Here is a 24149-nt window from a genome sequence, read left to right as displayed (position 1 = left end):
GCTAGCCCAACTCCGGTATGCGACGCTGCTTTTCGAGTTCTGCCAGGACGTCGTCGGCCGTCACCCCGCCGATCAGCCGCCCGTCGTCGTCGACCGCGACCCCCAGCCCGCTCGGCGAGGACAACGCCGCGTCGAGCGCGTTGCGCAGCGTACCGTCCGGGCGAAACAGCGATCCGCCGCCGATCGTGCTGTCGTAGAGCGACTTTCCGCTGCGGCGCAGGGCGACACCGTCGGCGTTGATCCAGGCATACGGTTTTCTGTTGTCCTTGGTGACCAGCCACCAGTCATCGGGCCCCAGATCCAGGGTGTCCAGCTCGCTTTCGTCGACGTGGTCGACGTCATGCAGGGGCAGGCCCGACGCGTGGAAGAACTGCAGCCCGCGGTAGCCGCGGTCGGCACCGACGAACGCCGCCACCTCCTCGTTGGCCGGATTCGACAGCACGAACGCGGGGTCGCCGTACTGCTGCAGCACCCCGCCGCGTCCGAACACGGCCACCCTGTCGCCGAGCTTGACCGCCTCGTCGATGTCGTGGGTGACGAACACGATCGTCTTGCGTAATTCGCTTTGCAGACGGGCGATCTCGGCCTGCAGTTCCTCGCGCACGACGGGGTCGACGGCGCTGAACGGTTCGTCCATCAGCATGATCGGCGGGTCGCCGGCCAGCGCCCGGGCCACCCCGACCCGCTGCTGCTGGCCACCCGACAACTGCGCCGGGTAACGATCGGCGAGCTTCACATCGAGGCCGACGCGTTCCATCACCTTGAGCGCGGATCGCCGTGCGCTGCGCCGTGATTCGCCCCGCAACACCGGGACGGTGGCCACGTTGTCGACCACCCGAAGGTGCGGCATGAGTCCCGCGCTCTGGATCACGTATCCGATGCCGAGACGCAGTTTGACCGGATCGACCTTGGTGACGTCGCGGCCGTCGACGGTCAGGGTGCCCGAGCTGGGCTCGATCATCCGGTTGATCATCCGCATCGAGGTGGTCTTGCCGCAGCCGGACGGGCCGACGAAAACCGTCAGCGTTCCCTCGGGCACCTCGAGCGTCAGGTCGTCGACGGCGACCGTGCCGTCCGGATAGCGTTTGGTGACGTTGGCGAACTCGATCACTTCTGCACCGGCCTGTCGAATCCGTTGTCCGCGATCCACTTCTGCGCCGCTTCGTCGGGATCGATGCCCCGGTTGCCCTCGACCGAGGTGTTGAGCTCGATCAGGGCCTCGGTGGTCAGCTTCGCACTGACCGCGTCGAGCACCGTCTTGAGATCGGTGGACATCTTCTGCGACGCCACCAGCGGCACCACATTGGCGGCGAGGAACACGTTCTCGGGGTCCTCGAGCACGACGAGCCTGCTCTGCTCGATCGCCGGTGAGGTGCTGAAGATGTTCGCGGCGGTGACCGCCCCGCTGTTGAGCGCCTGCACGGTCGCCGGGCCGCCGCCGTCGCTGATCGCGACGAAGTTCGCCGGTGCGATGTCGAGGCCGTAGCTGTCCTTGAGCCCGACCAGACCGGTCACGCGGGTCTGAAACTCCGAAGGCGCACCGACTTTCACCTCCGGCGAGTGCTTGGCCAGATCCGCGATGGTCTTGAGATTCCACCGCTGCGCGGTCGCCTCGGACACCGCGAGGGTGTCCTTGTCCTCGGCGGGAGACGGATACAGGATCGACAGGTCCCCGGGCAGCACCTTGAACAGTTCGAGCAGAACCGCGTCGGGGGTGGTGGCGGTGGTGTCCTCGTCGAAGTACTGCAGCAGGTTGCCCGTGTACTCCGGGATCAGGTCGATGGAGTGGTCCTGCACCGCGGGGATGTAGGTCTCGCGGCTGCCGATCCCGAACTGGCGGCGCACGGTGAAGCCGTTGGTCTCCAGGGCCTGGGCGTAGATCTCGGCGATGATCTTCGACTCGGTGAAATCCGCCGATCCCACCGCGATCGTCTTGAGGTCACCGGATATCTCGCCGCCACCGAGCGGGTTCGAGCTCCCACAGGACACGGTCATCAGGAACGCGAGAACCACCACCACCACGACGAGCGGCCGGCGCCGGCGTCGCGGCATCGAGGTCATGAACCCGACAGTATCGACATCGCCGCAGCTACGCGCGGTTTGTCGGGCATCGATTCGACGGTCCACGTCAAACGCCGTTTGCCGCGGACGCGAAAGGGCAAAGATGGAGCCATGAGTACCGATCCGTATGGGGCGTCAGCGCAGAACGAGCCGGAACCCTACGGCCCACCCAACCCCGGGCCGCCGGTTCCGCCGACGGACGACGAGATCGCCGAGCACACGCCACCGTCGGTCAACAGGGTCCACTTCACCAGAGCCGCCGCGCTGTGGACCGCGGTCATCAGCGGCCTGCTCATCCTGATCGTGCTGCTGATCTTCATCGCGCAGAACACCGAGTCGGCGCAGTTCGCGTTCCTCGGCTGGCACTGGCAGCTGCCGTTGGGGGTGGCGATTCTGCTCGCCGCGGTGTGCGGCGGTCTGATCGCCGCGCTCGCGGGAATGGCACGGATGGTCCAATTGCGCCGCGCGGCGAAGAAGAACTACAAAGCCGCGCTGCGCTAGCGGAGCGACTCGAGCCCGGCGTCGATCAGCGGCGCGACCGCGTCGTCGACCATGGTGACGAAGTCCGACGGCGCGCCGCCAACCCGACCGCGGTAGGCGATGCCCGCCGCGATGATCGCCAGCTTGAAGTACGCCAGGCCCATGTAGAACTCCCAGTGGTCCAGCGGTTGACCGGAGGCCACCGAATACCGTTGTGCGAGTTCGTCTGCCGGAGGGATCAGCGGTGACGCCCACGCCGCGTCGGCGTGCACGAGGTTGAACATCGGGTGGCGGTACACACACATCAGCGCCGCATCGCTGATCGGGTCGCCCAGGGTGGACATCTCCCAATCCAGAACCGCGAGCACCTTGGTTCCGTCCTCGGCGTCGAGCATCGTGTTGTCGATGCGGTAGTCGCCGTGCACGATCGCGCTGCGGCTCTGCGCCGGGATCGCCTCTCCGAGCGCGGTGTGCAGTCGCTTGACGTCGTCGTCGCGTTCGTCCCCATCGCGGCGCACCAACTCCCACTGCCCGCCCCAGCGCTTCACCTGCCGTTCGAGGTATCCCGTGGGCTTGCCGAAGTCGCCGAGGCCGACCTCTTCCGGGTCGAGCGCGTGCAGATCGGCGAGCACCTTGATCAACGCGTCGACGCAGGCCTCGATGGCGGCTTTGTCGCCGAGGGCCTCGAGTTCGGCCGCGTGACGGATCACCCGGCCGGGGACGTACTCGACCATCTGGAACGGCGCGCCCAGCACCGTGTCGTCGTTACGCATGGTCACCGCGCGCGGCACCGGCACGGCGGTGTTCTGCAGCGCGGAGATCACCTTGTACTCGCGGGCCATGTCGTGCGCCGACGGCGTCAGGCCGTGTAGCGGAGGCCTGCGCAGCACCCACTTCGACTGGTCGTCGCACACCAGGAAGGTCAGGTTGGAGCGGCCGCCGGAGATCAGCTCGGCGCGCAGGTCACCGGAACGGGCGATGCCCTCCGAACGCAGATGACGGTCCAGAGCGTCGAGATCGAGCCCTTCCAGTCGGGCGGGCTGGGGCGGGCGCGGCTCAGCGGTCATTTGCAAATGTCTACCACTGCTGATTCCTGGGCAGCAGGTCCCATACGTGCTCGGTGGAGTTGACTCCGGCTACGAAGAACGCCTTGCGCGTCGACGACCACAGCAGCCGCGTGATGCCGGCGTAGTCGACCTGCACGCACAACAGCCGTTCGGTGCCCATGACGTCGTGGACCAGGGCGTTGATGACGCCGCCGTGGCTGAACAGCGCGACGGTGTCCTCCCGCTTGGCGGCCTTGACGATGTCGTCCACCCCGGCCTTGACCCGGGAGAGGAACGCCGACTGGTCGACGCCGCTGGGCAACTCGCCGTTGGCCAGCCGGCGCATGTCCTCTTCGGAGATCTCCTCGACGGGCGTGTAGTGCGAGAGGTCGCGGTCATACTCGGCCAGCCGGTCGTCGATGTCGATCGGCAGGCCGAGCGCCTCGGCGACCGGCTCCGCGGTCTGGATCGCGCGCTTCTGGGGGCTGCTGACCAGTCGTGAGACGGGGAAGCGCGCCAGCGCCTCGGGCAGGCGTTTGGCCTGTTCGATGCCCTCTTCGGAGAGGTCGGGATCGGAGCCCTGCCCCGGCTCGCTGCGGAGCGGCAACGCATGTCGAATGATGAGCAACTGCACCGTGCCACCATATGGCCATGGGTTCCGAGAGAGATTTCGCAGCCGAGCTCTTCGACCTGAGCGACCGGGTCGTGCTGGTCACCGGCGGTAGCCGCGGGCTGGGCAAGGAGATGGCCATGGCCGCCGCGCGGTGCGGTGCGGACATCGTGATCGCCAGCCGCAAATACGACTCGTGCGTGGCGACGGCCGAGGAGATCGCCGCGGCAACCGGCCGGGCCGCGCTGCCGTACCAGGTGCACGTCGGGCGATGGGATGAGCTCGACGGGTTGGTCGACGCGGCGTATGCACGTTTCGGCAAGGTCGACGTGCTCATCAACAACGCGGGAATGTCGCCGCTGTACGAGTCGCTGCCCTCGGTCACCGAGAAGTTGTTCGACTCGGTGATCAACCTGAACCTCAAGGGCCCGTTCCGGTTGTCTGCGCTGGTGGGCGAGCGCATGGTCGCCGACGGTGGCGGCTCGATCATCAATGTGAGCTCGAGCGGTTCGCGCCGCCCCCGCCCCGAGCAGCTGCCGTATTCGGCGGCCAAGGCGGGGCTCAACGCGCTGACCGAGGGGCTCGCGCTGGCCTACGGCCCGACCGTCCGGGTGAACACGCTGATGCCCGGCCCGTTTCTCACCGACATCAGCAAGGCCTGGGACATCCCCGCGACGCAGAAGGGCGCGCAGCACTTCGCGCTGCAGCGGCTCGGCGAACCACCCGAGATCGTAGGCGCCGCACTGTATTTGATGTCGGACGCGTCAAGCTACACATCGGGCTCGATTCTCCGCGTCGACGGCGGCATCCCGTAACCGTTCCCCGCCGATTATGGCGTCACGATGTTGAACGCCGGATCGGGGCGGTCCAGCGCGGCGATCAGCGACTGCAGCGCACCGATGTCGCCGGAGATGTCCAGGCCGGGTGAATTGTCGTCGCCCGCGGCGAGCGCGAGCAACCGCAGCTTGCTGGCGACGTTCACGGTCGCCTGAGCCGACGCTTGGTCGGCGGCCACCTTTCGGTGCACCAGCACCCCGTTGCGCAGCGTCAGCCGGTAATTTGTCGCGGTGTCACCGAAGGTGACGTCGATGGCGAGGTACAGATCCCATGCCCGCGGACCGTTCACGGTGATGGCCAGCGCGTCGAAGATCTGCTCGGGAGTCAGCTGCGCGACCATCGACGTCGACGTGGTCTGGGTGGGTGTGCCGAAGTTGCCCTCGCGCAGTTCGGTCGCACCGGAGAGAAAGAAATTGCGCCACACCGCGTTCTCGGCGCCGTAGGCGAGTTGCTCGAGGGTGTCGGCGTACAGTTCACGCGCCTCGGCGTGCTGCTCATCGGTGAAGACCGCGTGGTCGAGAAGCGTTGCTGCCCAGCGGTAGTCACCCTCGTCGAAGGCCTGGCGGGCGATCTCGACCACGCGGTCCAGTCCGCCCATCGCGGCGACGTAGCGGGGCCCTGCGGCCTCCGGCGGGTGGGCCCACAGCCGGCCTGGATTACCGTCGAACCAGCCCATGTAGCGCTGGTAAACGGCCTTCACGTTGTGGCTCACCGAACCGTAGTAGCCGTGTGCGTGCCACGCTTTTTGCAGCGCGGGAGGAAGCGTGAAGTCCTCGGCGATCTCGATACCGGTGAAGCCCTGGTTCAGTTGACGCAACGTCTGGTCGTGCAGGTAGGCGTACAGATCCCGTTGCAGCGACAGGTATTCCACGATGTGGTCGCGGCCCCACGTCGGCCAGTGATGGGACGCGAACACCACATCGGCGCGGTCGGCGAACGCGTCGATCGCCTCGGTCAGGTAACCGGCCCATCCGTGCGGGTCGCGCACCAGCGCCCCACGCAGGGTCAGCAGATTGTGCAGGTTGTGGGTGGCGTTCTCGGCCATGCACAGCGCGCGGTACCTCGGGAAGTAGAAGTGCATCTCAGCGGGCGCCTCGGTGCCTGGTGCCATCTGAAACTCGATCTCGACACCGTCCACGGTGTGGGTCTCGCCGGTCTCGCGGATGTCGACGGTCGGAACGATCAGCGCGACTTCGCCCGTCGACGTCACCTGCCCGAGTCCGCACCCCACCTGCCCCTGCGGCCCCCGGGCCAGCAGCGCGCCATACATGTAGCTCGCGCGACGGCCCATGGCAGTGCCCGCATAGACGTTCTCCTGCACGGCATGTTCGGTGAAGTGCTCGGGCGCGATGATCGCAACGCGTCCTGCGTCGACGTCGGCCTGTGAGGTGACGCCCAGGACGCCGCCGAAATGGTCGACGTGGCTGTGGGTATAGATGACAGCGCTCACGGACCGATCTCCCCGGTGTTCGCGGTACAGCGCCAGCGCCGCCGCCGCGGTTTCCGTGGAGATCAGCGGGTCGATCACGATCACGCCGGTGTCGCCCTCGACGAAGGTGATGTTGGACAGGTCGAATCCGCGCACCTGGTAAATGCCCTCGACCACTTCGTAGAGACCCTGTTTCGCGCACAGGCCGCTCTGTCGCCAGAGGCTGGGATGCACCGACGTCGGGGCATCGCCGTCGAGGAACGCGTATGTGTCGTTGTCCCAGACCACTCGGCCGTCGGCGGCCTTGATCACACACGGCTCGAGCGCCGCGATGAAACCGCGGTCGGCATCGGTGAAGTCCGCGGTGTCGTCGAACGGTAACGCCGTGAGGTGCTCCCGGTGTGCGGACTCGATGACGGCCGTGGGAGGTTTCTGTCGCATGGCGTCACGATATTCATTCCCGGGTCGGCGCGGGGCTGGTTCACTGAGCCCATGCAAGTACGCCGAGTGGTGACCGGTCACGATCCGTCAGGCAAGTCCGTGTTCGTCAGCGACGACGAGGTCGCGCCGATCGAGACGATGCTGATGCCCGGCTTCGAGAACCATCTTCTGTGGGGCGGCGACGAGCCCTGCCGTTTTCCCGGCGACGGTTCGATGCCGCAGTGGCACAACTACTTTCCGCCGGTCGGCGGGTTTCGGTTCGCGATGCTGACATTGCCGCCGTCGCACGGCGCCCAGGCCCCGGAGGCCCTCGACATCGACGAGGCGATGCTGGAGATGGAGGAGAAGCTGCCGGGAATGCTCGGCTACATGGACTACACCGACCCGGGCATGCACACGACGGACACGGTCGACTTCGAGGTGGTGCTCGAGGGCACAGTCGTCCTCGAGCTCGACGACGGCGCCGAAGTGACCCTGCATCCGGGCGACACCGTCGTGCAGAACGGGACCCGGCACCGGTGGAAGAACCCGGGTGATACGCCGGCCCGGATGGCAGTGTTCATCTGCGGGGCCGAGCACGCCAACGTGCCGGCCAGGTAGTTAGGAGCTTCGCGCGCGACCCTCGTACTCGCGGCGCGCCTCGGTCCCGGCGGCGTCGGCGAAAATCCGGTCCGCCTTGAGCGCACGGGTGACCGCCTCGTTCACTCGCAATGGCAGTCGTTTTGTGACGGCCATCATCGCACCGGCTTGCCGGGTAACCGTGAGTCGTGGCCTCGGTTTTGCGATGAGCCGGATGATTCCGGCGGCGACGTCTTCCGGTTCGGCGTTGCGCATCCCCGGCATGCTGCCCACCCCGTCGATCATCGCCGTGTTCGTCAAGGTGGGCAGGACCGCGGACGCGGTGACGCCGGTGCCCAGCAGTTCCAGGCGCACCGTGTCGGTATAACCGATCACCGCGTGCTTCGTCGCGCAGTAGGTGGCGATTCCGGGCACGGCGTTGATCCCGGCGAGCGAAGCGATGTTGATGATGTGGCCACTGCCTCGCTTGACCATTCGTTCAGCCGCCAGCTTCGTACCGAGGATGACCCCGAAGACGTTGATGCCCAGCGTGCGGTGGGTGACCTCGTCGGGCTCGTCGGCGAACGGCCCCGTCGGACACACGCCCGCATTGTTGATCAGGACATCCACCGGCCCTACTTCTCGTTCGACATCGTCGAGGAATGCCGTGAACGACTGCCGGTCGGTGACGTCCAGGCGGGCGTAGAAGTCGACATCGAGGTCGACGCCCGCCTGCTTGGCCGCTACCTCGTCGACGTCACCGATGGCCACCTTCGCACCGCTTCGGTGCAGCACTCTTGCCGTCGCGTAACCGATTCCGCGTGCACCGCCGGTGATGGCGATGACTTTGTCCTTGACCACGGTCCCTCGCGCCATGTCCGCGCCTCCCATCGTGAGGCGCAGACTATCGCCGCGGGCACACTGGCGAAGTGATACGCGTGATCTCGGCTAGCCAGGGTGTTCTTCCAGCCACCGGTCGGCCCGGCGTTTGGAAGCGCGGGAGAGCCACGCGTCCTGGATGAGCTCGGTCAGCTCGACCTTGCCGATCTCACGTAATCGGCTGGCGCGCACCAGGACCGAAGGATGACCTTCGAAACGGTCGGTGGTGAAGAATGGTGAACCGGGATCTTGGATGAGCGCCAGCTTGTCCATCTCCGATTCCACCCAGATCATGATCACATCGGCGTAGCGTTCGCCGGTCTCCGGATCCTCGGCGTCGGGCTGAGGCGTGCGGAAGAACACGAACGACTTGCCTCCGACCTGGTAGATCGCGTTGCCCTTGGGACCCTCGATACGCGTGACGTGCGGCATGGCCGCGGCGATCTCGTGCACGTCGGCCACCCGCGCCGGACGGTCACGCATGGCGGTCCACGGGGTGCAGGATGACGTCGGACAAGGTGCCTTTGCGCACCGTGGCGGTCATGTACGTGCAGTGCGGTTGACGCCGCCGGTCGGTCGGAGAGCCCGGATTCAGCAGTCGCAGGCCGGTTTTCGCGGTGGTGTCCCAGGGGATGTGGCTGTGGCCGAAGACCAGCACATCGGTCTCGGGATAGGCCTTGGCCATGCGGGCCTCACGGCCGGTCGCCGCGCCGGTTTCGTGCACGACGGTAAACCGCAGCCCGTCGAGCGTCACGTCGGCCCGTTCGGGCAGCCGACGCCGCAACTCGGCACCGTCGTTGTTACCCCAGCAGCCGACCAGACGCCTGGCGCGGGCCTCCAGCGCGTCCAGCAGCGCCGGGTCCACCCAGTCGCCTGCGTGCACGACGACGTCGGCTTTCGTCACTTCATCCCACACCCGCGAGGGCAGGTCCTTGGCGCGCTTGGGGACATGAGTATCGGCGATCAACAACAGCCGCACTGTTCCCAATCTAGTGGGCGGCGCAATCGGCGTGCCCGGAGGCCGCGCCGAACGCACGGTTGTGTGCACATATCGCGGGTGGCAGCGCGAACAAGCACGGGCTCGAGGGAAGAAAAAGCGCGCCCGAAGGGATTCGAACCCCTAACCTTCTGATCCGTAGTCAGATGCTCTATCCGTTGAGCTACGGGCGCATGGTCGATCTGCAATGTTCAATTGTTCGGCTGACGGTGTCAGCCGTGGCGGAGGCGAGAGGATTTGAACCTCCGGTCGCCTTTGAGGGCGACAACTCATTAGCAGTGAGCCCCATTCGGCCGCTCTGGCACGCCTCCTGACGATTACCGCCGATCCGACAGCGTACACATGGCCTACCGCGCGAGGCAAAGCGCATTCGACCGACCCATAAACTGGTGCGGTGACCGTCCGGCTGCGTCCCGAACTGGCTGATCTGCCCGCCTACACCCCCGGCAGGACGGTTCCGGGCGCAATCAAGATCGCCAGCAACGAAACGGTCCATCCCCCGCTGCCGAGCGTGCGGGCCGCGATCGAGGATGCCATCGGCAACATCAACCGTTATCCCGACAACGGCTACGTCGAGCTTCGCGAGCGGCTCGCCAAGCACGTCAACTTCGCCCCCGAGCACATCTCGGTGGGTTGCGGATCGGTCAGCCTGTGCCAGCAGCTGATCCAGATCACCTCGACCGTCGGCGACGAAGTCCTCTTCGGGTGGCGCAGCTTCGAGATCTATCCGCTACAGGTACGCACCGCGGGAGCCACGCCCGTACCGGTGCCGCTCACCGACCACACCCACGACCTCGACGCCATGCTGGCCGCGATCACCGACCGCACCCGGCTGATCTTCGTGTGCAATCCCAACAACCCGACGGGCACGGTCGTCGCACCCGAGGCGCTCGCCCGCTTCGTCGCCGCGGTGCCGCCGCACATCGTGATCGCGCTCGACGAGGCCTATGTCGAGTACATCCGCGATCCGATGGTTCCCGACAGCTTCGGCCTCGTCCGCTCGCACCCCAACCTCGTTGTGCTGCGGACGTTTTCGAAGGCCTACGGCCTGGCCGGCCTGCGGGTGGGCTACGCGGTGGGCGACCCGGATCTCATCACCGCGCTCGGTAAGGTGTACGTGCCGTTCACCGCGACCAGCGTGTCGCAGGCCGCCGCCATCGCGTCGTTGGATGCCGCAGACGAGCTTCTCGAGCGCACCGACGCGGTGGTCGCCGAACGCGACAGGGTCACCGACGCACTGCGCGCCGCCGGCTACACCGTGCCCGACTCGCAGGCCAACTTCGTCTGGCTGCCCCTGCCCGGGCGCGCGCAGGAGTTCGCCGAGGCGTCGGCGGACAACCGCATCATCGTGCGCCCCTATGGTGAGGACGGAGTGCGCGTCACCGTCGCCGCCACGCACGAGAACGACGCGTTCCTCGAGTTCGCCCGCCGATGGATGGGACAGCAATGAGCGATGCCCGCGAGACCTTCGATGAACTGGTCGCGCGCACCGGCGCCATCTCCGACGCTGAACTCGACGACTTCTGGGCGACACTGCAGCCGGCCACCATCGACTTCATGATCGGCGAGTGGAAGGGCGGCGAGTTCCACACCGGTCACAAGTCGAACGGGTTTATGGAACGCCTCAACTGGTTCGGCAAGACCTTCCACTCAGCAACCGATGCCAAGCCCCTGGTGTGCCTGGACTCCGACGGCAACAAGTTCTCCAACACCGAGGCGATGAAGGGCGAGGCCAGCCTGTGGATGGAGGAGTTCCGCGGCGAGGTGACGGCCTCGATGGTGTACGACGGCGCGCCGGTGCACGATCATTTCAAGGTCGTCGACGAGAACGCCGTCGTCGGCATCATGAACGGCAAGGGCGCGCTCGACGGGGACCGGCACCTGTACTTCTACCTCGAGCGGGTCTGAGCGCTCGCGAGCTGAACACCAGGGTCGTGGGGGGCTGCGCATCCACAGCCCTGGCGTACGTCTCGCGAAACGGCTAGGCCTTCAGTCTCGCGAAACGGCTAGCCCTGCCGGCCGGTGTAGGCGAGCAGCCGCGTCAGCGCATCGGCGTCGGCGCCGACGTCGATCGGGTCGTCGAAGCCGGCATTGGCGCGCCCCTCCGGCGTGATGATCTTGCGTGCCAGGCCCAGCACGTAGTCGGACAACGGCTCGGGGGCGGTGACCTCACGTCCCACCGCCTCCGCGTAGTCCCACGCGTGCACCAGGAACTCCAGCGACAGGATGCCGACCATCACCCGGGCCGGCACCTCGTTGCCGCCGAACTCCACAGTGCCGTCCAGCCCCCGACGCTGCCAGGCGTCCAGCGCCGAGCGGGCCGCGAACACCACCTGCTGCTCGACCGGCGCATCGCGGTCGCGCTCGGGTGACTCCGCGCCCGCCATCGCGCCGAGAATCGCGATGGAGTTGAGCAGGTGGTCGGTCAGCGCCGCCACGTCGAACTCCCGGCACGGTGTCTGCTTGTGCAGATCGTCGACGGCGATGCCGTGCAGCACGTGCTGCAGCACGGCGAACGATTTCTCCGCCGCTCGCAGTTCATCGGTCGGCGGTGATTCGGGTCCTGCACGCAAGTCATCGGGCATGACGCCACGCTACGTCGCGGTGGGGCGTTATCGTTGCCGGGATGAGGACGCACGTGCGAGTGGCGGCGGCGGTGCTGGTCTTCGCCGGTGTCGCGGCGGGATGCTCGCGCACCACCGAGGGATCCGTCGCGATGACGACCGAACCCGGGCCACCGTTGACCACCTCGCCGACGCGGCCGACATCACCGTCGATCCCGGGGCTGCCCGACATCGGGCTGCCCGATATTCCGCTGCCGACGCGCAACACCGACGTTCCGGTGGTCCCGGCGCCGCCGAACGCGCTGTCGATGAAATGCGACGAGTACAACGGGCTCGACGAGACGACCCAGGTCGCCGTCATCCGCGAGATCCTCAACCAGGAGGGCAACCCGCTCGGCCCCGACGGTGAGGGCATCGGCCAGATGCTGGTCGACGCCGCGTGCCAGTTCCTGCCCAGCGCCACGGTGAACGAGGTTCTGCTGGGCAAGCCGCCGGGGTGACCGCGGGGCCGACCAACTAGCGTGTTCGCCCATGAGCGAGACCTACGAATCCGTCACCGTTGACATCTCCGATCACGTCGCACGCGTGACGCTGATCGGGCCGGGCAAGGGCAACGCCATGGGCCCGGCGTTCTGGGCAGAGCTGCCCGACGTGTTCGGCTCGCTCGACGCCGACCCGGAGGTCCGCGCCATCGTGCTGACCGGCTCGGGCAAGAACTTCAGCTACGGGCTCGACCTGGTCGCGATGGGCGGCAGCCTGCCCGGCCTGGACTCCGGCGCCAAGGGTCGCCTGGAGTTCCACACCACGCTGCAGAAGATGCAGGGCGCCATCAACGCGGTCGCGGACTGCCGCACCCCCACCATCGCCTCGGTGCACGGCTGGTGCATCGGCGGCGGCGTCGACTTGATCAGCGCCGTCGACATCCGCTACGCCAGCGCCGACGCGAAGTTCTCCGTGCGCGAGGTCAAGCTGGCGATCGTCGCCGACGTGGGCTCGCTGGCCCGGCTGCCGCTGATCCTGTCCGACGGGCACCTGCGCGAGCTGACCCTCACCGGTAAGGACATCGACGCTGCGCGGGCCGAGAAGATCGGTCTGGTCAACGACGTGTACGACGACGCCGACGCCTCACTCGCCGGGGCGCACGCGACCGCGGCCGAGATCGCCGCCAACCCACCCCTGACGGTGCACGGCATCAAGGACGTGCTCGACCAGCAGCGCATCGCCAGGGTGTCGGAGAGTTTGCGCTATGTGGCAGCGTGGAATTCGGCATTCCTGCCGTCGAAGGATCTGGGCGAGGCGGTCAAGGCGATGTTCGAGAAGCGTCCACCGAAGTTCGCCGGCGAATAGCGTTGACTCCCAGCACATTCCCATCGCTTTCCCCGCTTCTCATCAGGAACTAGGCGTACAGAATCCGTTCGGCCGCAACGGATTTCGTACGGATCGCTGTGCGATGCGTCACCTCGGGCAACGATCCTGCCCGCAGCGGCGTTCAGCACTACATGACTGATACAACTCACTTCGCGTCGCTTGACAGCGACGCGGTTCAACGAATCGGTGCACCCCGTATCGGGGGCACAGCGGTGGCCTTCACCTCGAATCGCTACGAGCAGGCCGAGGTCGCGGCGATGCTCACCAGCGTCGGCGGCCCGGAGTTCATCCGCTTCGCAGAGACCAGCGGCGTGCAGAGCCGCAGTCTCTCGCTGCCACTGTCCCGTTACCCGGATCTGTCGGGGTTCACCGAGGCCAACGACGCCTACATCGAGGTCGCCGCCGATCTCGGTGAGCGGGCAGTGCGCTCGGCGCTCGAGGCTGCTCACGTCAATGCCGAGGAGGTCGACGCCATCGTATTCGTGTCGAGCACCGGCGTGGCCGTGCCCACCATCGACGCAAGAGTGGCGTCGCGGATCGGCCTGCGACCCGACGTCAAACGCATCCCGCTGTTCGGGTTGGGTTGTGTCGCAGGCGCTGCCGGCATGGCCCGTGTGCACGACTACCTGAGAGGTTTTCCCTCCGACGTCGCGGTTCTTCTCTCGGTGGAACTGTGCTCACTTACGTTGCAGCGCAACGACACATCGATCCCGGCGCTGATCGGTGCCTGCCTGTTCGGGGACGGCGCGGCGGCGGTGGTGGCCTCAGGTGCGGACCGCGTCCCCCCGACGATCGCGCACGCGCCCGCAGTACTGGCGACCAGGAGCCGGCTGTTCCCGGACACGGTCGACGTGATGGGGTGGAACATCTCGTCGGACGGCTTCGGGCTGGTGATGTCGCGCGAGGTCCCCCACATGGCCGCGAACCATCTCTCGGAAGAGGTCACCGCGTTCCTTGGCGACCACGGGTTGACGGTGGCGGACATCTCCACGTGGATATGTCACCCCGGCGGACCCAAGGTGCTCGACGCGATCGACACCGCGCTCGGCCTGCCGCCGGAGGCGAACACCCACAGCCGGAACTCGATGCGGGAGAACGGGAACTTCTCGTCCGCGTCGGTGCTCGACGTGCTGCACCGCACGCTGGCCTCACCACCCGCCCCGGGATCGTTCGGCGTGCTGCTCGCCATGGGGCCGGGCTTCAGCTTCGAGATGCTCCTGCTGAAGTGGTGAGGACCGGACATGGCGTACTACTTGTTCATCGTCGCGATCGGGCTCGAACGGCTCGTCGAACTGGCGGTGTCGCGACGTAACACGCGCTGGTCCCTTGCCAACGGCGGCAGGGAGTTCGGGCAGGGCCACTATCCGGCGATGGTGTCGATGCACACGCTGCTCCTGGTGTCGTGCATCGTCGAGGTGGCCACGCTGCACAGGCCGTTCATTCCCGCGCTCGGCTGGACGATGGTGGCCGTCGTGTGCGCGAGCACGGCGTTGCGGTGGTGGTGCGTGGCGACTTTGGGCAAGCGGTGGAACCCGCGGCTCATCGTCATTCCGGGCGCACCGCTCGTGGACCGCGGTCCGTACCGCTGGCTGCACCATCCGAACTACACCGCGGTGGTGGTCGAGGTGGCGGCGCTGCCCCTCGTCCATTCGGCGTGGCTGACCGCGATCGTCTTCACCGTGGCCAACGCACTGGTGCTCAACGTCCGCATCCGGGCCGAGAACGCGGCGCTGGGCTACGCGTAGTAGTCGGACCGAGGAGTCAGACCCTCGCGACGGGCGTCCATCCGAGTTCGGCCTTGGCCTTGGCGTTGGACAGCGGCAGCCAGGTATCGCCGAATGCGGTGACGCCGTAGGGCGCAGCGACCTTGAGCACCGAACGCGGAATGCGTAGCTGCCGAGGGCGTCCCAACTTCTCGGCCATCTCCTGGAGATACCCGTTGAACGACTGCGGCCGATCGTCGACGATGTTGTAGATCTGGCCGTCCCGCCCGCGGTCGAGCGCATTCGCCGTGGCCTTGGCGACGTCGTCGATGTGGATCCACGACGTGATTCCGTGTCCACCCATGTCGAGCCTGACCCGCCACTTGGCCATCCGCGCGAACATCTCGTCGTGCGGCACCCCGGGGCCGTAGAAGGCGCCGTAGCGCAACACGATTCCCTCGGTGTCGCTGTGCTCACTCGAGGTCAGCACGGCCTGTTCCATCGCCCGCATCGCGCCGAGCATGGCGTCACCGCCCTTCGGGGGCGGACCGGGGTAGGGGTCCGATTCGTCGATGATCGCCGGGCCGGTCGTCGGATAGCCGTACGCGAAGATCACCGATTCGGCAACGACGCGCCGCACCCCGGCACGTTGCGCGGCCGCCAGCAGGTTCGGCGCACCCGTGCCCCACAGCTTCCTCGCGGGTTCGAAGTCTTTGACCCGCATGGGTCCCCGCTTCGGCAGCGTGGTCAACAGCGACACCACGGCCTCGGGGCCGACATCGGCGACCAACTTGTCGATGTCGTCGGGGTCGAACACGTCGGCGACGACGGCTTTGGCACCCGCAGCCGTGATCGCCGCGGTTTTGGACGACGACCGGGTCAGCCCGACGACCTCGTGGCCGCGGTTGTTCAGCTCGCGGAGCAGGGGAAGACCCGGCACGCTCGTCGCGCCGGCTACCAGAACTCGCATCATGGTCTCCTATCGGTAATGACGCTGGCGCGCAGGGCAATCGCCAGGATCGCGGTGGTGACCACCAGACCGCCCGCTTCCAGCCAGCCGATCCAGTCACCCGCGCCGTGGTGCGGGTCGATGAGGTGGCTGATCGCGTGCAGCGCCCAGCGCAGCGTCGCGAACGCCAGCGCCGGAGTGCGCCAGCTGTGCCACCGCACCGCCGCGAGCAGCATGAGCCCCTGCGGCACCTCGAACGTGGCGTTGTCGAAGATGTAGTGGTCGTTGCGCACACCGAAGTAGCCCAGGGTGTCGAAGAACGCACCGGGGGCGAACATCATGAACAACCCCACGGCAAGGGCGTAGAGCCCGAAGACGATCAGCGTCACCTCGACCAACCCGGCCCTTGTGCGCGTCGGCGTCGTTGTCATACCGTCACGCTAGTTCGTTACTGGCCTCAAGATAGGCACCACTTTGATGGCGGAATCGGGTACCACTTCCGGGCCGGAGCTTCTGGTGGAGCTGGACCGCGGCGCCATCGACCCACTGCACCGCCAGTTGGCCGATGGTCTGCGGACCGCCATCAGGACGGGGCGTCTCGCACCGGGGACGCGGCTGCCCTCCAGCCGCGTCCTCGCCGCCGACCTGGAAGTGTCCCGGCGACTCGTCGTCGACGCCTACAGCCAGCTCGTCGCCGAGGGCTTCCTGCTGAGCAGGCACGGATCGGGGACGGTGGTGGCGACCGTCGATGCCGTCGAGGCACCCGCGCGCGGCGACGACCTGCCTACCGCCCGCTACGACATCGACTTCCTGCCGGGCTCACCGGATCTGCGGAGCTTTCCGCGCGACGCCTGGCTGCGGGCGCTGCGCCAGGGACTGGCCGAGATCGAGGCAGACGCGTTCGGGTACGTCGCGCCCCAGGGGCTGCTCACGGCCCGCGCCGCGGTGGCCGACTATCTGCGACGCGTCCGTGGTGTGCTGGCCGACCCACAGCACATCGTGCTCTGCTCGGGTGCGACCCAGGCCGTGGCGTTGCTCGCCCGGGCACTGCCGGCGTCGACGCTGGCCATGGAGAACCCCGGATTCTGGCTGCATCGGATGGTCCTGCGCGACAACGGGATCGAGCCCCGCCCGGTTCGCGTCGATGAGAACGGGCTCGACGTCGGTGCCCTGGCCGCCACCGGCGCCGACGCCGTGCTCACCACGCCGGCGCACCAGTCCCCGACCGGGGTCGTGCTGTCGGCGGCGCGGCGCACCGAGTTGATGGACTGGGCGCGGGCCGGCAACCTGGTCATCGAGGATGACTACGACGCTGAATACCGTTATGACCGTGCGCCCGTCGGTGCACTGCAGGGAATCGCACCTGACCGTGTCGTCTACATCGGCTCGACGAGCAAGACGCTGGCACCCGGTCTTCGCATCGGCTGGATGGTGCTGCCCGCGCACCTAGTCGGATCGGTCAGAACGGCGAAAGGCCTTGCGGACACCGGAAGTTCGGTGATGGACCAGCTGGCGTTCGCGCAGCTGCTGAGGTCGGGCGGCTACGACAGGCACCTGCGCCAGATGCGCCGCCGCTACCTGACCCGGCGCAACGCGCTGCTCGGCGCGCTGGCCCGGCACCTGCCGCAAGCGAGGGTGCTCGGCGCGGCCGCCGGTGTCCACCTCACCGTGCGCTTCCCCGACGGCTTCCCGGTCGGCGAGCTGGTGCGCGGCGCGGCCGAGCAACGGGTGCGGATCGAACCACTCGCGCCGTGCTACGCCGACCCCGCCTCGGCGCCGCCGGGACTGCTGCTCGGCTACGCCAACCTCACTGAGTCACAGATCGATTCGGGTGTGCGGCTGCTGGCGCGCATCGCCCACCACATCGCGTGAGCGGTGGCGGAGGGATTTGAACCCCCGGACGGTGTTAGCCGTCTCTCGCTTTCAAGGCGAGTGCATTAGGCCGCTCTGCCACGCCACCGCCGACAAGAGTACGGGGCGGCGATTCCCGCCGCGACGGGGAATCCCTCAGACCCGCCCGAGCTTGGCGTTCGTCGACCCGTTCTTGAGCGCGACGCTGATGCGCCTGCAGTTCTCGCCCATCGCCGCGACCTGGGGCCGCGACAACCGGTCGAGGAAGTGCGCCCGCACGTTCTCGGCGTATGTGGTCATCGCGTCGCGCACCGCGGTCCGTCCGTCGTCGGTGATGCTGGCGAGCACGCCGCGGCCGTCGTCGGGGCTGGCCCCTCGTTTCACCAGGCCCTGCATCTCCAATCGACGGATCTGCCGGGTGACCCGGCTGGGCAGCGACATCAACGCCTCGGCGAGGTCGCCCATCCGGGCCGATCCCGTCGGCGACTTGTCCAGGATGTCCAGCAGCCTGACGTCGTTGAGCGTCAGGTGATGCTTATCCACCAGCGACCGGTTCAAGGTCGCGTACAGCCGCAGAGCGGCGTCCAAAAAATTTTGCCAGGATCGCTGTTCGGCTATGTCCAGCCCTGGCATGTCCCCCGCGGTACGACCCGCAATAATCCCCTCCATTCGGCAATAGTAAACGGCGATGACATTGCTGGCGACTGATTCGTCACAGTGTTCTCGCAGGCTAGTAGCGTTATTTGAATGCATGCGATCGTGGCCGGGCCGGAAGGCCGATTGAGCTGGCAAGAAGTTCCCGACGTCGTGCCCACCGACGGCGAGGTGTTGATCAAGGTGGCCTCGGCGGGCATCAACCGCGCCGATCTGCTGCAGGCCGCGGGCAAATACCCCCCACCGCCCGGCGCCAGTGAGATCCTCGGGCTCGAGGTCTCCGGAACGGTCGCCGCGGTTGGCGACCAAGTGTCGGATTGGGCTGTCGGGCAACAGGTCTGCGCGTTGCTGGCGGGCGGGGGCTACGCCGAGTTCGTGGTCGTCCCGGCGGGACAGGTGATGACGATTCCCGAGTCGGTGTCGCTGCACGAGGCCGCGGGACTGCCGGAGGTGGCCTGCACGGTGTGGTCCAACCTGGTGATGACGGCCGGCCTGTCGTCCGGCCAACTGGTCCTCGTGCACGGCGGCGCCAGCGGCATCGGCACCCATGCCGTGCAGGTGGGGCGCGCGCTCGGCTGCCGCGTGGCGGTGACGGCGGGCTCGGCCCACAAGCTCGACCTGTGCGCCGAGCTCGGCGCCGAGGTGACGATCAACTACCGCGACGAGGACTTCGTCGAGCGGGTCAAGGCCGAGGGCGGCGCCGACGTGATCCTCGACATCATGGGAGCGGCCTACCTCGACCGGAACATCGACGCACTCGCGTCCGACGGCCGGCTCGTGATCATCGGGATGCAGGGCGGGGTGAAGGCCGAGCTCAACATCGGCAAACTGCTCGGCAAGCGGGCCGGCGTCATCGCGACCGCGCTTCGCGCGCGTCCGGTCAGCGGCCGCGGCAGCAAGAGCGATGTCGTCTCCGCGGTGGTGGCCAACGTGTGGCCGATGATCGAGAGCGGTCAGGTACGGCCGATCATCGGTGCCGAGTACCCGGTGCAGGAAGCCGGCGCGGCGCACGAGCTGCTGCAGTCCGGCGAGGTGTCCGGGAAAGTTCTTCTGCGCGTTGCCGATTAGCGGCGGTCAGCCCAGCGAGGCCAGCGCGCGAACCAGCTGATCAACCTCGGCGGTTGTGGTGTAGTGCGCGAGCCCGACCGTCACCGCACCGCCGACGTCGTTGACGCCTATCACGTCGAGCACACGCGAACTCGCGTTCGAGATCGCCAGAATGCCGTTGTCGGCCAGGCGCTGCACCACACGATCGGCCGGCACGTCGTTGACCGCGAAACTCAGTACGGGAATTCGTGATTCGGGTTGACCGATGACCATGACGGTCGACAGCGAACGCAGCGAGATAAGCAGGTAGTCGAACAGCCGGCTCATGTAGGCGTTCGCCGAGTGCATCGAGATCCCCAGGCGTTCCCGGCGCGTGCCGTGCGCGTTCTCGTCGAGCGAAGCCAGGTACTCGATGCTGGCTACCACGCCGGCGAGCAGGCCGAACTGGTGTGCACCGACCTCGAGCCGCGCAGCACCGGTCGCGTTCGGGTTGAGCGACACCGATCCGAAGGAGTCGATGAGCGACGGATCGCGAAAGACCAGCGCGCCGATGGGCGGACCACCCCAAGCCAACGCATTGACCGCCACCACGTCGGCGTCGATCTCGTCGATGTCGATCAACTGGTAGGGGGCGGCCGCTGAGTGGTCGACGACGACCATCGCGCCCTGATCGTGGGCCAGCTTCGTCACCGCGCGCAGGTCGGTAACGGTGCCCAGAGTCGAAGAGGCCGAGGTGATTGCGACCAACCGGGTCGGCCTGGTGAGCAGGCTCTCCCACTGCCAGCTGGGCAACTCGCCGGTCTCGATGTCGACCTCGGCCCATTTCACCTTGGCGCCATAGCGATTGGCGGCACGCAGCCACGGTGCGATGTTCGCTTCGTCGTCGAGCCGGGTGACCACCACCTCGTAACCGAGACCGACACGCGAGGACGACGCGTCGGCCAGCGAGGTCAGCAGGATCGACCGGTCGGCGCCGAGGACGACGCCGCGGGGATCTGCGTTGACCAGATCCGCCACGGCTAACCGCGCGGCCTCCAGCACCGCGGCGCTGCGTTGCGCGGACGGATGCGGACCCACCGGCGTGGGCATCGAACCGCGGAACGCGGTCGACACCGCGCGGCCCACGGCGTCGGGCAACAACATGCCGTTCTGGGCGTCGAACCGCACCCATCCGTCGCCCAGGGACGGGTGCAGACCGCGCACCCGGGCGACGTCGTATGCCATGCCAGCCCACCTTCGAGAGTCCGTGAGTTCACAAACCGACACGATTCTGGTCGATACTCGGCCCGACCCGCCATGTCGGACTGGGTCTGCTGGGCAGCCATACTAGTCCAGTGACCTTGACGATCGGAGGGCTAAACCCGTTGTCGTTGCTGGTCAGCCCGACAGCGCCGGACACTCGCGACGGCAGGTTAACGAGACATCTTGTTCGGACTGATAGCCGTGCGTGCTGGCGTTTGCTCGATGGTCCGAGACGTTTCGCCGACGGATTTGCGGTGACGGGCGCCACGTTGCCCGTGCGCGACGCGGCGACCGGCCCACGCGCGACGGGACTAATCTCGCTAGATGGTCGGCGATCGAGGGCGGGATCGCGGGACCCCAGCGACGAATGGCGTGGAGATTAGAGGGAACGCAGGGCATATGACCGACGACGACAACATCGAGATCATCAGCGGTGAGAGCACGAACGCCGACAGTGACGAGGAGAAGGACGGCAAGTCCCTGACCGACCTTGTCGAGCAACCGGCGAAGGTGATGCGCATCGGCACCATGATCAAGCAGCTCCTCGAGGAGGTGCGGGCGGCACCGCTCGACGACGCCAGCCGCACCCGGCTGCGCGAGATCCACCGCACGAGCATCACCGAACTCGAAGAGGGGTTGGCCCCCGAACTTCGCGACGAGCTCGAGCGGCTCACGCTGCCGTTCACCGAAGAGGGCGTGCCGTCGGACGCCGAGCTGCGGATCGCGCAGGCACAGCTGGTGGGCTGGCTGGAGGGCCTGTTCCACGGGATCCAGACGGCGCTGTTCGCCCAGCAGATGGCGGCCCGCCAGCAGCTGGAGCAGATGCGGGGCCAGGGTGCGCTGCCACCCGGGGTGGCGGTGCGCGGCGGCGCGTCCCATCCGGGGACCGGGCAGTACCTGTAGGGGCAGGCGTTGAGCCCGCACATCGAGACCCGCAACGCGTGGGTCGAGTTCCCGATCTTCGATGCGAAGTCCCGCTCGCTGAAGAAGGCGTTCCTGGGCAAGGCCGGCGGCGCCATCGGACGCAACGACTCCAACGTCGTGGTCATCGAGGCGCTGCGGGACATCACGATGTCGTTGGAACTCGGCGACCGCGTGGGTCTGGTGGGGCACAACGGCGCGGGCAAATCGACCCTGCTGCGACTGCTGTCGGGCATCTACGAGCCCACTCGCGGGGTGGCCACCGTCCGCGGCCGGGTGGCGCCGGTGTTCGACCTGGGCGTCGGAATGGATCCCGAGATCTCCGGATTCGAGAACATCATCATCCGCGGGTTGTTCCTGGGGCAGACGCGCAGACAAATGCTGGCCAAGGTCGACGAGATCGCGGAGTTCACCGAGCTCGGTGACTACCTGTCGATGCCGTTGCGCACCTACTCGACCGGTATGCGGGTGCGCCTGGCGATGGGCGTGGTGACCAGCATCGATCCCGAGATCCTGCTGCTCGACGAGGGCATCGGCGCCGTGGACGCCGAGTTCCTGAAGAAGGCACAGACCCGGTTGGCCGAACTGGTCGCGCGCTCCGGGATCCTGGTGTTCGCCAGCCATTCCAACGAGTTCCTGGCCCGCCTCTGCAACACCGCGATGTGGATCGACCACGGCACGATCAAGATGACCGGCGGCATCGAGGACGTCGTGCGCGCCTACGAGGGCGAGGACGCCGCCCGGACCGTCCGGGAAGTCCTCGAAGAGACGCGCCACGGATGACCGAGACCGTGTGCGCGGTGGTGGTCACCCACCGTCGTCCCGACGAACTGGCCAAATCACTGGAATCGGTGTCGGCGCAGACCCGCGTCCCGGACCAGCTGATCGTCGTGGACAACGACGACGATCCCCGCGTCGCCGACCTGGTCGCCGCGCAGCCGATTCCCACCACCTATCTCGGATCGCAGCGAAACCTCGGTGGCGCAGGTGGTTTCGCGCTGGGCATGCTGCACGCGCTGGCCTCGGGCGCGGACTGGATTTGGCTGGCGGACGACGACGGGCGCCCCGCCGACTCGGAGGTGCTGGGCACGCTTCTGAAATGCGCTGCGCGCCACGGTCTTGCTGAGGTCTCGCCCATGGTCTGCGACATGACCGACCCCGGGCGGCTGGCCTTCCCGTTGCGCCGCGGCCTCGTGTGGCGTCGCCGGGTCGACGAACTGCGCACCGACTCCGGCGGAGACGTGTTGCCCGGTATCGCGTCGCTGTTCAACGGCGCGTTGTTCGCCGCCTCGACGCTCGAGGTGACCGGCGTACCGGACCTGCGGCTGTTCGTCCGCGGCGACGAGACCGAACTGCACCGCAGGCTGGTCCGCTCCGGTCTGCCGTTCGGCACCTGCCTGGACGCGGTGTACCTGCATCCGCAGGGCGGCGACGAGTTCAAACCGATCCTCGGCGGCCGGATGCACACGCAGTACCCCGACGACGAGCGCAAGCGGTTCTACACCTACCGCAACCGCGGTTATCTGTTGTCGCAGCCCGGGTTGCGTCGGCTGCAGCTGCAGGAGTGGGCCCGCTTCGGCTGGTTCTTCCTGGTGTCGCGCCGCGACCCCGCCGGGCTGATGGAGTGGATTCGGTTGCGCCGCAAGGGCCGCAAGGAGAAATTCGGGAGGCTCGGATCATGACGTTCACCGACGCCGCCGCGCAGTCGCGGACGATGGGCCGGGCGTGGGGCGACCTCGTCGCCGGCTTCGGCAAGCACGAACTGTGGTTGCACCTCGGCTGGCAGGACATCAAACAGCGCTACCGCCGTTCGGTGCTGGGGCCGTTCTGGATCACGATCGCCACCGGCGCGACCGCGGTCGCGATGGGCTTGCTCTACTCGAAGCTGTTCAAACTCGAGCTGTCCGAACATCTTCCGTATGTCACGCTCGGCCTGATCGTGTGGAACCTGATCAACGCGGCGATCCTCGAGGGCGCCGACGTGTTCGTAGCCAACGAGGGGCTGATCAAACAGCTGCCCACACCGCTGTCGGTACACGTCTATCGGCTGGTGTGGCGGCAGATGATCCTGTTCGCTCACAACATGATCATCTTCGTGATCATCGCGATGATCTATCCAAAGCCGTGGAAGTGGACGGACCTGGCGGTGATCCCGGCGCTGGGCTTGATCGTGCTCAACTGCATCTGGGTGTCGCTGTGCTTCGGGATCCTGGCCACCCGCTACCGCGACATCAGCCCGCTGTTGGTCAGCCTGGTGCAGCTGCTGTTCTTCATGACGCCCATCATCTGGAACGAGTCCACCCTGCAACAGCAGGGCGCGGAACAGTACGCCAAGGTCGTCGAGCTCAATCCGCTACTGCACTACCTCGACATCGTCCGCGCCCCGCTGCTGGGCGCCGACCAGGAACTGCGGCACTGGCTTGTGGTGATCGTGCTGACGGTGGTCGGCTGGATCTTCGCGGCGTTCGCGATGCGCCAGTACCGCGCCCGCGTCGCGTACTGGGTGTAGACC

28 protein-coding genes and 3 tRNA genes are annotated in these 24149 nt (G+C 67.2%); 15 read left to right on the top strand and 16 right to left on the bottom strand.

What is annotated here, in order from left to right; translation table 11 throughout:
- Position 1 precedes the first annotated feature (1 nt).
- Positions 2 to 1111 carry an ABC transporter ATP-binding protein gene (locus A5752_RS14500; protein WP_067086605.1) on the bottom strand — a complete coding sequence of 370 codons (1110 nt, stop codon included), beginning with the start codon at positions 1109 to 1111 and terminating at the stop codon, positions 2 to 4.
- Positions 1108 to 2061, bottom strand: a complete 954-nt coding sequence (locus tag A5752_RS14495; RefSeq protein WP_067086603.1) for an ABC transporter substrate-binding protein — start codon at positions 2059 to 2061, stop codon at positions 1108 to 1110. The genes A5752_RS14500 and A5752_RS14495 overlap by 4 nt, the downstream gene beginning before the upstream one ends.
- 111 nt (positions 2062 to 2172) lie before the next feature.
- Between A5752_RS14495 and A5752_RS14490 the strand changes: the two genes are divergently transcribed.
- Positions 2173 to 2562: a LapA family protein gene (locus A5752_RS14490; protein WP_067086694.1), complete on the top strand. Its 390-nt coding sequence runs from the start codon at positions 2173 to 2175 to the stop codon at positions 2560 to 2562.
- On the opposite strand, the gene A5752_RS14485 is transcribed toward A5752_RS14490, so the two are convergent.
- Together A5752_RS14485 and A5752_RS14480 are read right to left on the bottom strand one after the other, a co-directional pair.
- The gene (locus A5752_RS14485) at positions 2559 to 3608 is read right to left on the bottom strand and encodes a phosphotransferase family protein (protein WP_067086600.1); all 1050 of its coding nucleotides are present in this window, start codon (positions 3606 to 3608) and stop codon (positions 2559 to 2561) included. The genes A5752_RS14490 and A5752_RS14485 overlap by 4 nt on opposite strands.
- Positions 3609 to 3618: 10 nt before the next feature.
- On the bottom strand, positions 3619 to 4221 hold the full coding sequence (locus A5752_RS14480; protein WP_067086597.1) for a histidine phosphatase family protein: 603 nt from the start codon (positions 4219 to 4221) through the stop codon (positions 3619 to 3621).
- Positions 4222 to 4238: 17 nt separating this feature from the next.
- Here A5752_RS14480 and A5752_RS14475 point away from each other — a divergent pair, with 17 nt between their 5' ends.
- On the top strand, positions 4239 to 5012 hold the full coding sequence (locus tag A5752_RS14475; protein ID WP_067086692.1) for an SDR family NAD(P)-dependent oxidoreductase: 774 nt from the start codon (positions 4239 to 4241) through the stop codon (positions 5010 to 5012).
- Between the two features lie 14 nt (positions 5013 to 5026).
- On the opposite strand, the gene A5752_RS14470 is transcribed toward A5752_RS14475, so the two are convergent.
- Entirely contained in the window at positions 5027 to 6904 is a 1878-nt protein-coding gene (locus A5752_RS14470) for an alkyl/aryl-sulfatase (protein WP_067086594.1), read from the bottom strand.
- Between the two features lie 51 nt (positions 6905 to 6955).
- Here A5752_RS14470 and A5752_RS14465 point away from each other — a divergent pair, with 51 nt between their 5' ends.
- A complete protein-coding gene (locus A5752_RS14465) occupies positions 6956 to 7504 on the top strand; it encodes a cupin domain-containing protein (RefSeq protein WP_067086591.1) in 549 nt (182 codons plus the stop codon).
- Here A5752_RS14465 and A5752_RS14460 read toward each other — a convergent pair whose 3' ends face one another.
- From A5752_RS14460 to A5752_RS14440, 5 genes are all read right to left on the bottom strand, one after another.
- Complete coding sequence (locus A5752_RS14460) at positions 7505 to 8338, bottom strand: SDR family oxidoreductase (RefSeq protein WP_082963892.1); 834 nt, start codon at positions 8336 to 8338, stop codon at positions 7505 to 7507.
- 72 nt (positions 8339 to 8410) lie between these two features.
- A complete protein-coding gene (locus A5752_RS14455) occupies positions 8411 to 8824 on the bottom strand; it encodes an MmcQ/YjbR family DNA-binding protein (RefSeq protein ID WP_067086585.1) in 414 nt (137 codons plus the stop codon).
- On the bottom strand, positions 8817 to 9320 hold the full coding sequence (locus tag A5752_RS14450) for a metallophosphoesterase family protein (RefSeq protein ID WP_067086582.1): 504 nt from the start codon (positions 9318 to 9320) through the stop codon (positions 8817 to 8819). The genes A5752_RS14455 and A5752_RS14450 overlap by 8 nt, the downstream gene beginning before the upstream one ends.
- A gap of 118 nt (positions 9321 to 9438) precedes the next feature.
- A tRNA-Arg gene (locus tag A5752_RS14445) sits at positions 9439 to 9511 on the bottom strand.
- Between the two features lie 46 nt (positions 9512 to 9557).
- Positions 9558 to 9649 (bottom strand) — tRNA-Ser (locus A5752_RS14440).
- Positions 9650 to 9732: 83 nt separating this feature from the next.
- Here A5752_RS14440 and hisC point away from each other — a divergent pair.
- Together hisC and A5752_RS14430 are read left to right on the top strand one after the other, a co-directional pair.
- Positions 9733 to 10788: a histidinol-phosphate transaminase gene (gene hisC, locus A5752_RS14435; RefSeq protein WP_067086580.1), complete on the top strand. Its 1056-nt coding sequence runs from the start codon at positions 9733 to 9735 to the stop codon at positions 10786 to 10788.
- Entirely contained in the window at positions 10785 to 11246 is a 462-nt protein-coding gene (locus A5752_RS14430; RefSeq protein ID WP_067086578.1) for a DUF4334 domain-containing protein, read from the top strand. Before hisC ends, A5752_RS14430 begins: the two co-directional genes overlap by 4 nt.
- Positions 11247 to 11344: 98 nt before the next feature.
- On the opposite strand, the gene A5752_RS14425 is transcribed toward A5752_RS14430, so the two are convergent.
- Entirely contained in the window at positions 11345 to 11923 is a 579-nt protein-coding gene (locus A5752_RS14425; RefSeq protein WP_067086574.1) for a TIGR03086 family metal-binding protein, read from the bottom strand.
- A gap of 41 nt (positions 11924 to 11964) precedes the next feature.
- On the opposite strand from A5752_RS14425, the gene A5752_RS14420 reads away from it, so the two are divergent.
- From A5752_RS14420 to A5752_RS14405, 4 genes are all read left to right on the top strand, one after another.
- The gene (locus tag A5752_RS14420) at positions 11965 to 12402 is read left to right on the top strand and encodes a hypothetical protein (protein WP_067086571.1); all 438 of its coding nucleotides are present in this window, start codon (positions 11965 to 11967) and stop codon (positions 12400 to 12402) included.
- Positions 12403 to 12433: 31 nt separating this feature from the next.
- Positions 12434 to 13249, top strand: coding sequence for a crotonase/enoyl-CoA hydratase family protein (locus A5752_RS14415; protein WP_067086569.1), 816 nt, complete (start codon positions 12434 to 12436; stop codon positions 13247 to 13249).
- Between the two features lie 152 nt (positions 13250 to 13401).
- Positions 13402 to 14502 (top strand): type III polyketide synthase, encoded by a 1101-nt coding sequence (locus tag A5752_RS14410; protein WP_502686733.1) that lies wholly within the window; start codon positions 13402 to 13404, stop codon positions 14500 to 14502.
- 9 nt (positions 14503 to 14511) lie between these two features.
- Positions 14512 to 15015, top strand: coding sequence for an isoprenylcysteine carboxyl methyltransferase family protein (locus A5752_RS14405; protein ID WP_067086566.1), 504 nt, complete (start codon positions 14512 to 14514; stop codon positions 15013 to 15015).
- A 16-nt stretch (positions 15016 to 15031) separates the two neighbouring features.
- Here the strand turns inward: A5752_RS14405 and A5752_RS14400 are convergent, their stop codons facing one another.
- Together A5752_RS14400 and A5752_RS14395 are read right to left on the bottom strand one after the other, a co-directional pair.
- Positions 15032 to 15943, bottom strand: a complete 912-nt coding sequence (locus A5752_RS14400) for an NAD-dependent epimerase/dehydratase family protein (RefSeq protein WP_067086563.1) — start codon at positions 15941 to 15943, stop codon at positions 15032 to 15034.
- Positions 15943 to 16353, bottom strand: a complete 411-nt coding sequence (locus A5752_RS14395) for a hypothetical protein (protein ID WP_067086561.1) — start codon at positions 16351 to 16353, stop codon at positions 15943 to 15945. The genes A5752_RS14400 and A5752_RS14395 overlap by 1 nt, the downstream gene beginning before the upstream one ends.
- A gap of 46 nt (positions 16354 to 16399) precedes the next feature.
- Between A5752_RS14395 and pdxR the strand changes: the two genes are divergently transcribed.
- Complete coding sequence (gene pdxR / locus A5752_RS14390) at positions 16400 to 17794, top strand: MocR-like pyridoxine biosynthesis transcription factor PdxR (RefSeq protein WP_067086558.1); 1395 nt, start codon at positions 16400 to 16402, stop codon at positions 17792 to 17794.
- Position 17795: 1 nt separating this feature from the next.
- Here pdxR and A5752_RS14385 read toward each other — a convergent pair.
- Together A5752_RS14385 and A5752_RS14380 are read right to left on the bottom strand one after the other, a co-directional pair.
- A tRNA-Ser gene (locus A5752_RS14385) sits at positions 17796 to 17882 on the bottom strand.
- Positions 17883 to 17929: 47 nt separating this feature from the next.
- Positions 17930 to 18442 (bottom strand): MarR family winged helix-turn-helix transcriptional regulator, encoded by a 513-nt coding sequence (locus tag A5752_RS14380; RefSeq protein WP_067086555.1) that lies wholly within the window; start codon positions 18440 to 18442, stop codon positions 17930 to 17932.
- A 78-nt stretch (positions 18443 to 18520) separates the two neighbouring features.
- On the opposite strand from A5752_RS14380, the gene A5752_RS14375 reads away from it, so the two are divergent.
- Entirely contained in the window at positions 18521 to 19495 is a 975-nt protein-coding gene (locus tag A5752_RS14375) for an NAD(P)H-quinone oxidoreductase (protein ID WP_067086552.1), read from the top strand.
- A 6-nt stretch (positions 19496 to 19501) separates the two neighbouring features.
- On the opposite strand, the gene A5752_RS14370 is transcribed toward A5752_RS14375, so the two are convergent.
- Positions 19502 to 20698 (bottom strand): cysteine desulfurase-like protein, encoded by a 1197-nt coding sequence (locus A5752_RS14370; protein WP_067086551.1) that lies wholly within the window; start codon positions 20696 to 20698, stop codon positions 19502 to 19504.
- A 417-nt stretch (positions 20699 to 21115) separates the two neighbouring features.
- On the opposite strand from A5752_RS14370, the gene A5752_RS14365 reads away from it, so the two are divergent.
- The 4 genes from A5752_RS14365 to wzm are packed head-to-tail and all read left to right on the top strand — an operon-like array spanning position 21116 to position 24146.
- Positions 21116 to 21619 carry a bacterial proteasome activator family protein gene (locus A5752_RS14365; RefSeq protein ID WP_067086548.1) on the top strand — a complete coding sequence of 168 codons (504 nt, stop codon included), beginning with the start codon at positions 21116 to 21118 and terminating at the stop codon, positions 21617 to 21619.
- A 9-nt stretch (positions 21620 to 21628) separates the two neighbouring features.
- The gene (gene wzt, locus A5752_RS14360; protein WP_067086545.1) at positions 21629 to 22420 is read left to right on the top strand and encodes a galactan export ABC transporter ATP-binding subunit Wzt/RfbE; all 792 of its coding nucleotides are present in this window, start codon (positions 21629 to 21631) and stop codon (positions 22418 to 22420) included.
- Positions 22417 to 23319 (top strand): galactofuranosyltransferase GlfT1, encoded by a 903-nt coding sequence (gene glfT1 / locus A5752_RS14355; RefSeq protein WP_067086543.1) that lies wholly within the window; start codon positions 22417 to 22419, stop codon positions 23317 to 23319. The genes wzt and glfT1 overlap by 4 nt, the downstream gene beginning before the upstream one ends.
- The gene (wzm, locus tag A5752_RS14350) at positions 23316 to 24146 is read left to right on the top strand and encodes a galactan export ABC transporter permease subunit Wzm/RfbD (RefSeq protein ID WP_067086540.1); all 831 of its coding nucleotides are present in this window, start codon (positions 23316 to 23318) and stop codon (positions 24144 to 24146) included. The genes glfT1 and wzm overlap by 4 nt, the downstream gene beginning before the upstream one ends.
- Positions 24147 to 24149 lie beyond the last annotated feature (3 nt).

Origin of the sequence: Mycobacterium sp. 852002-51961_SCH5331710 (assembly GCF_001665535.1) — a bacterium.
GTDB lineage: Bacteria > Actinomycetota > Actinomycetes > Mycobacteriales > Mycobacteriaceae > Mycobacterium.
This window is presented reverse-complemented; position numbering and strand designations above follow the sequence as displayed.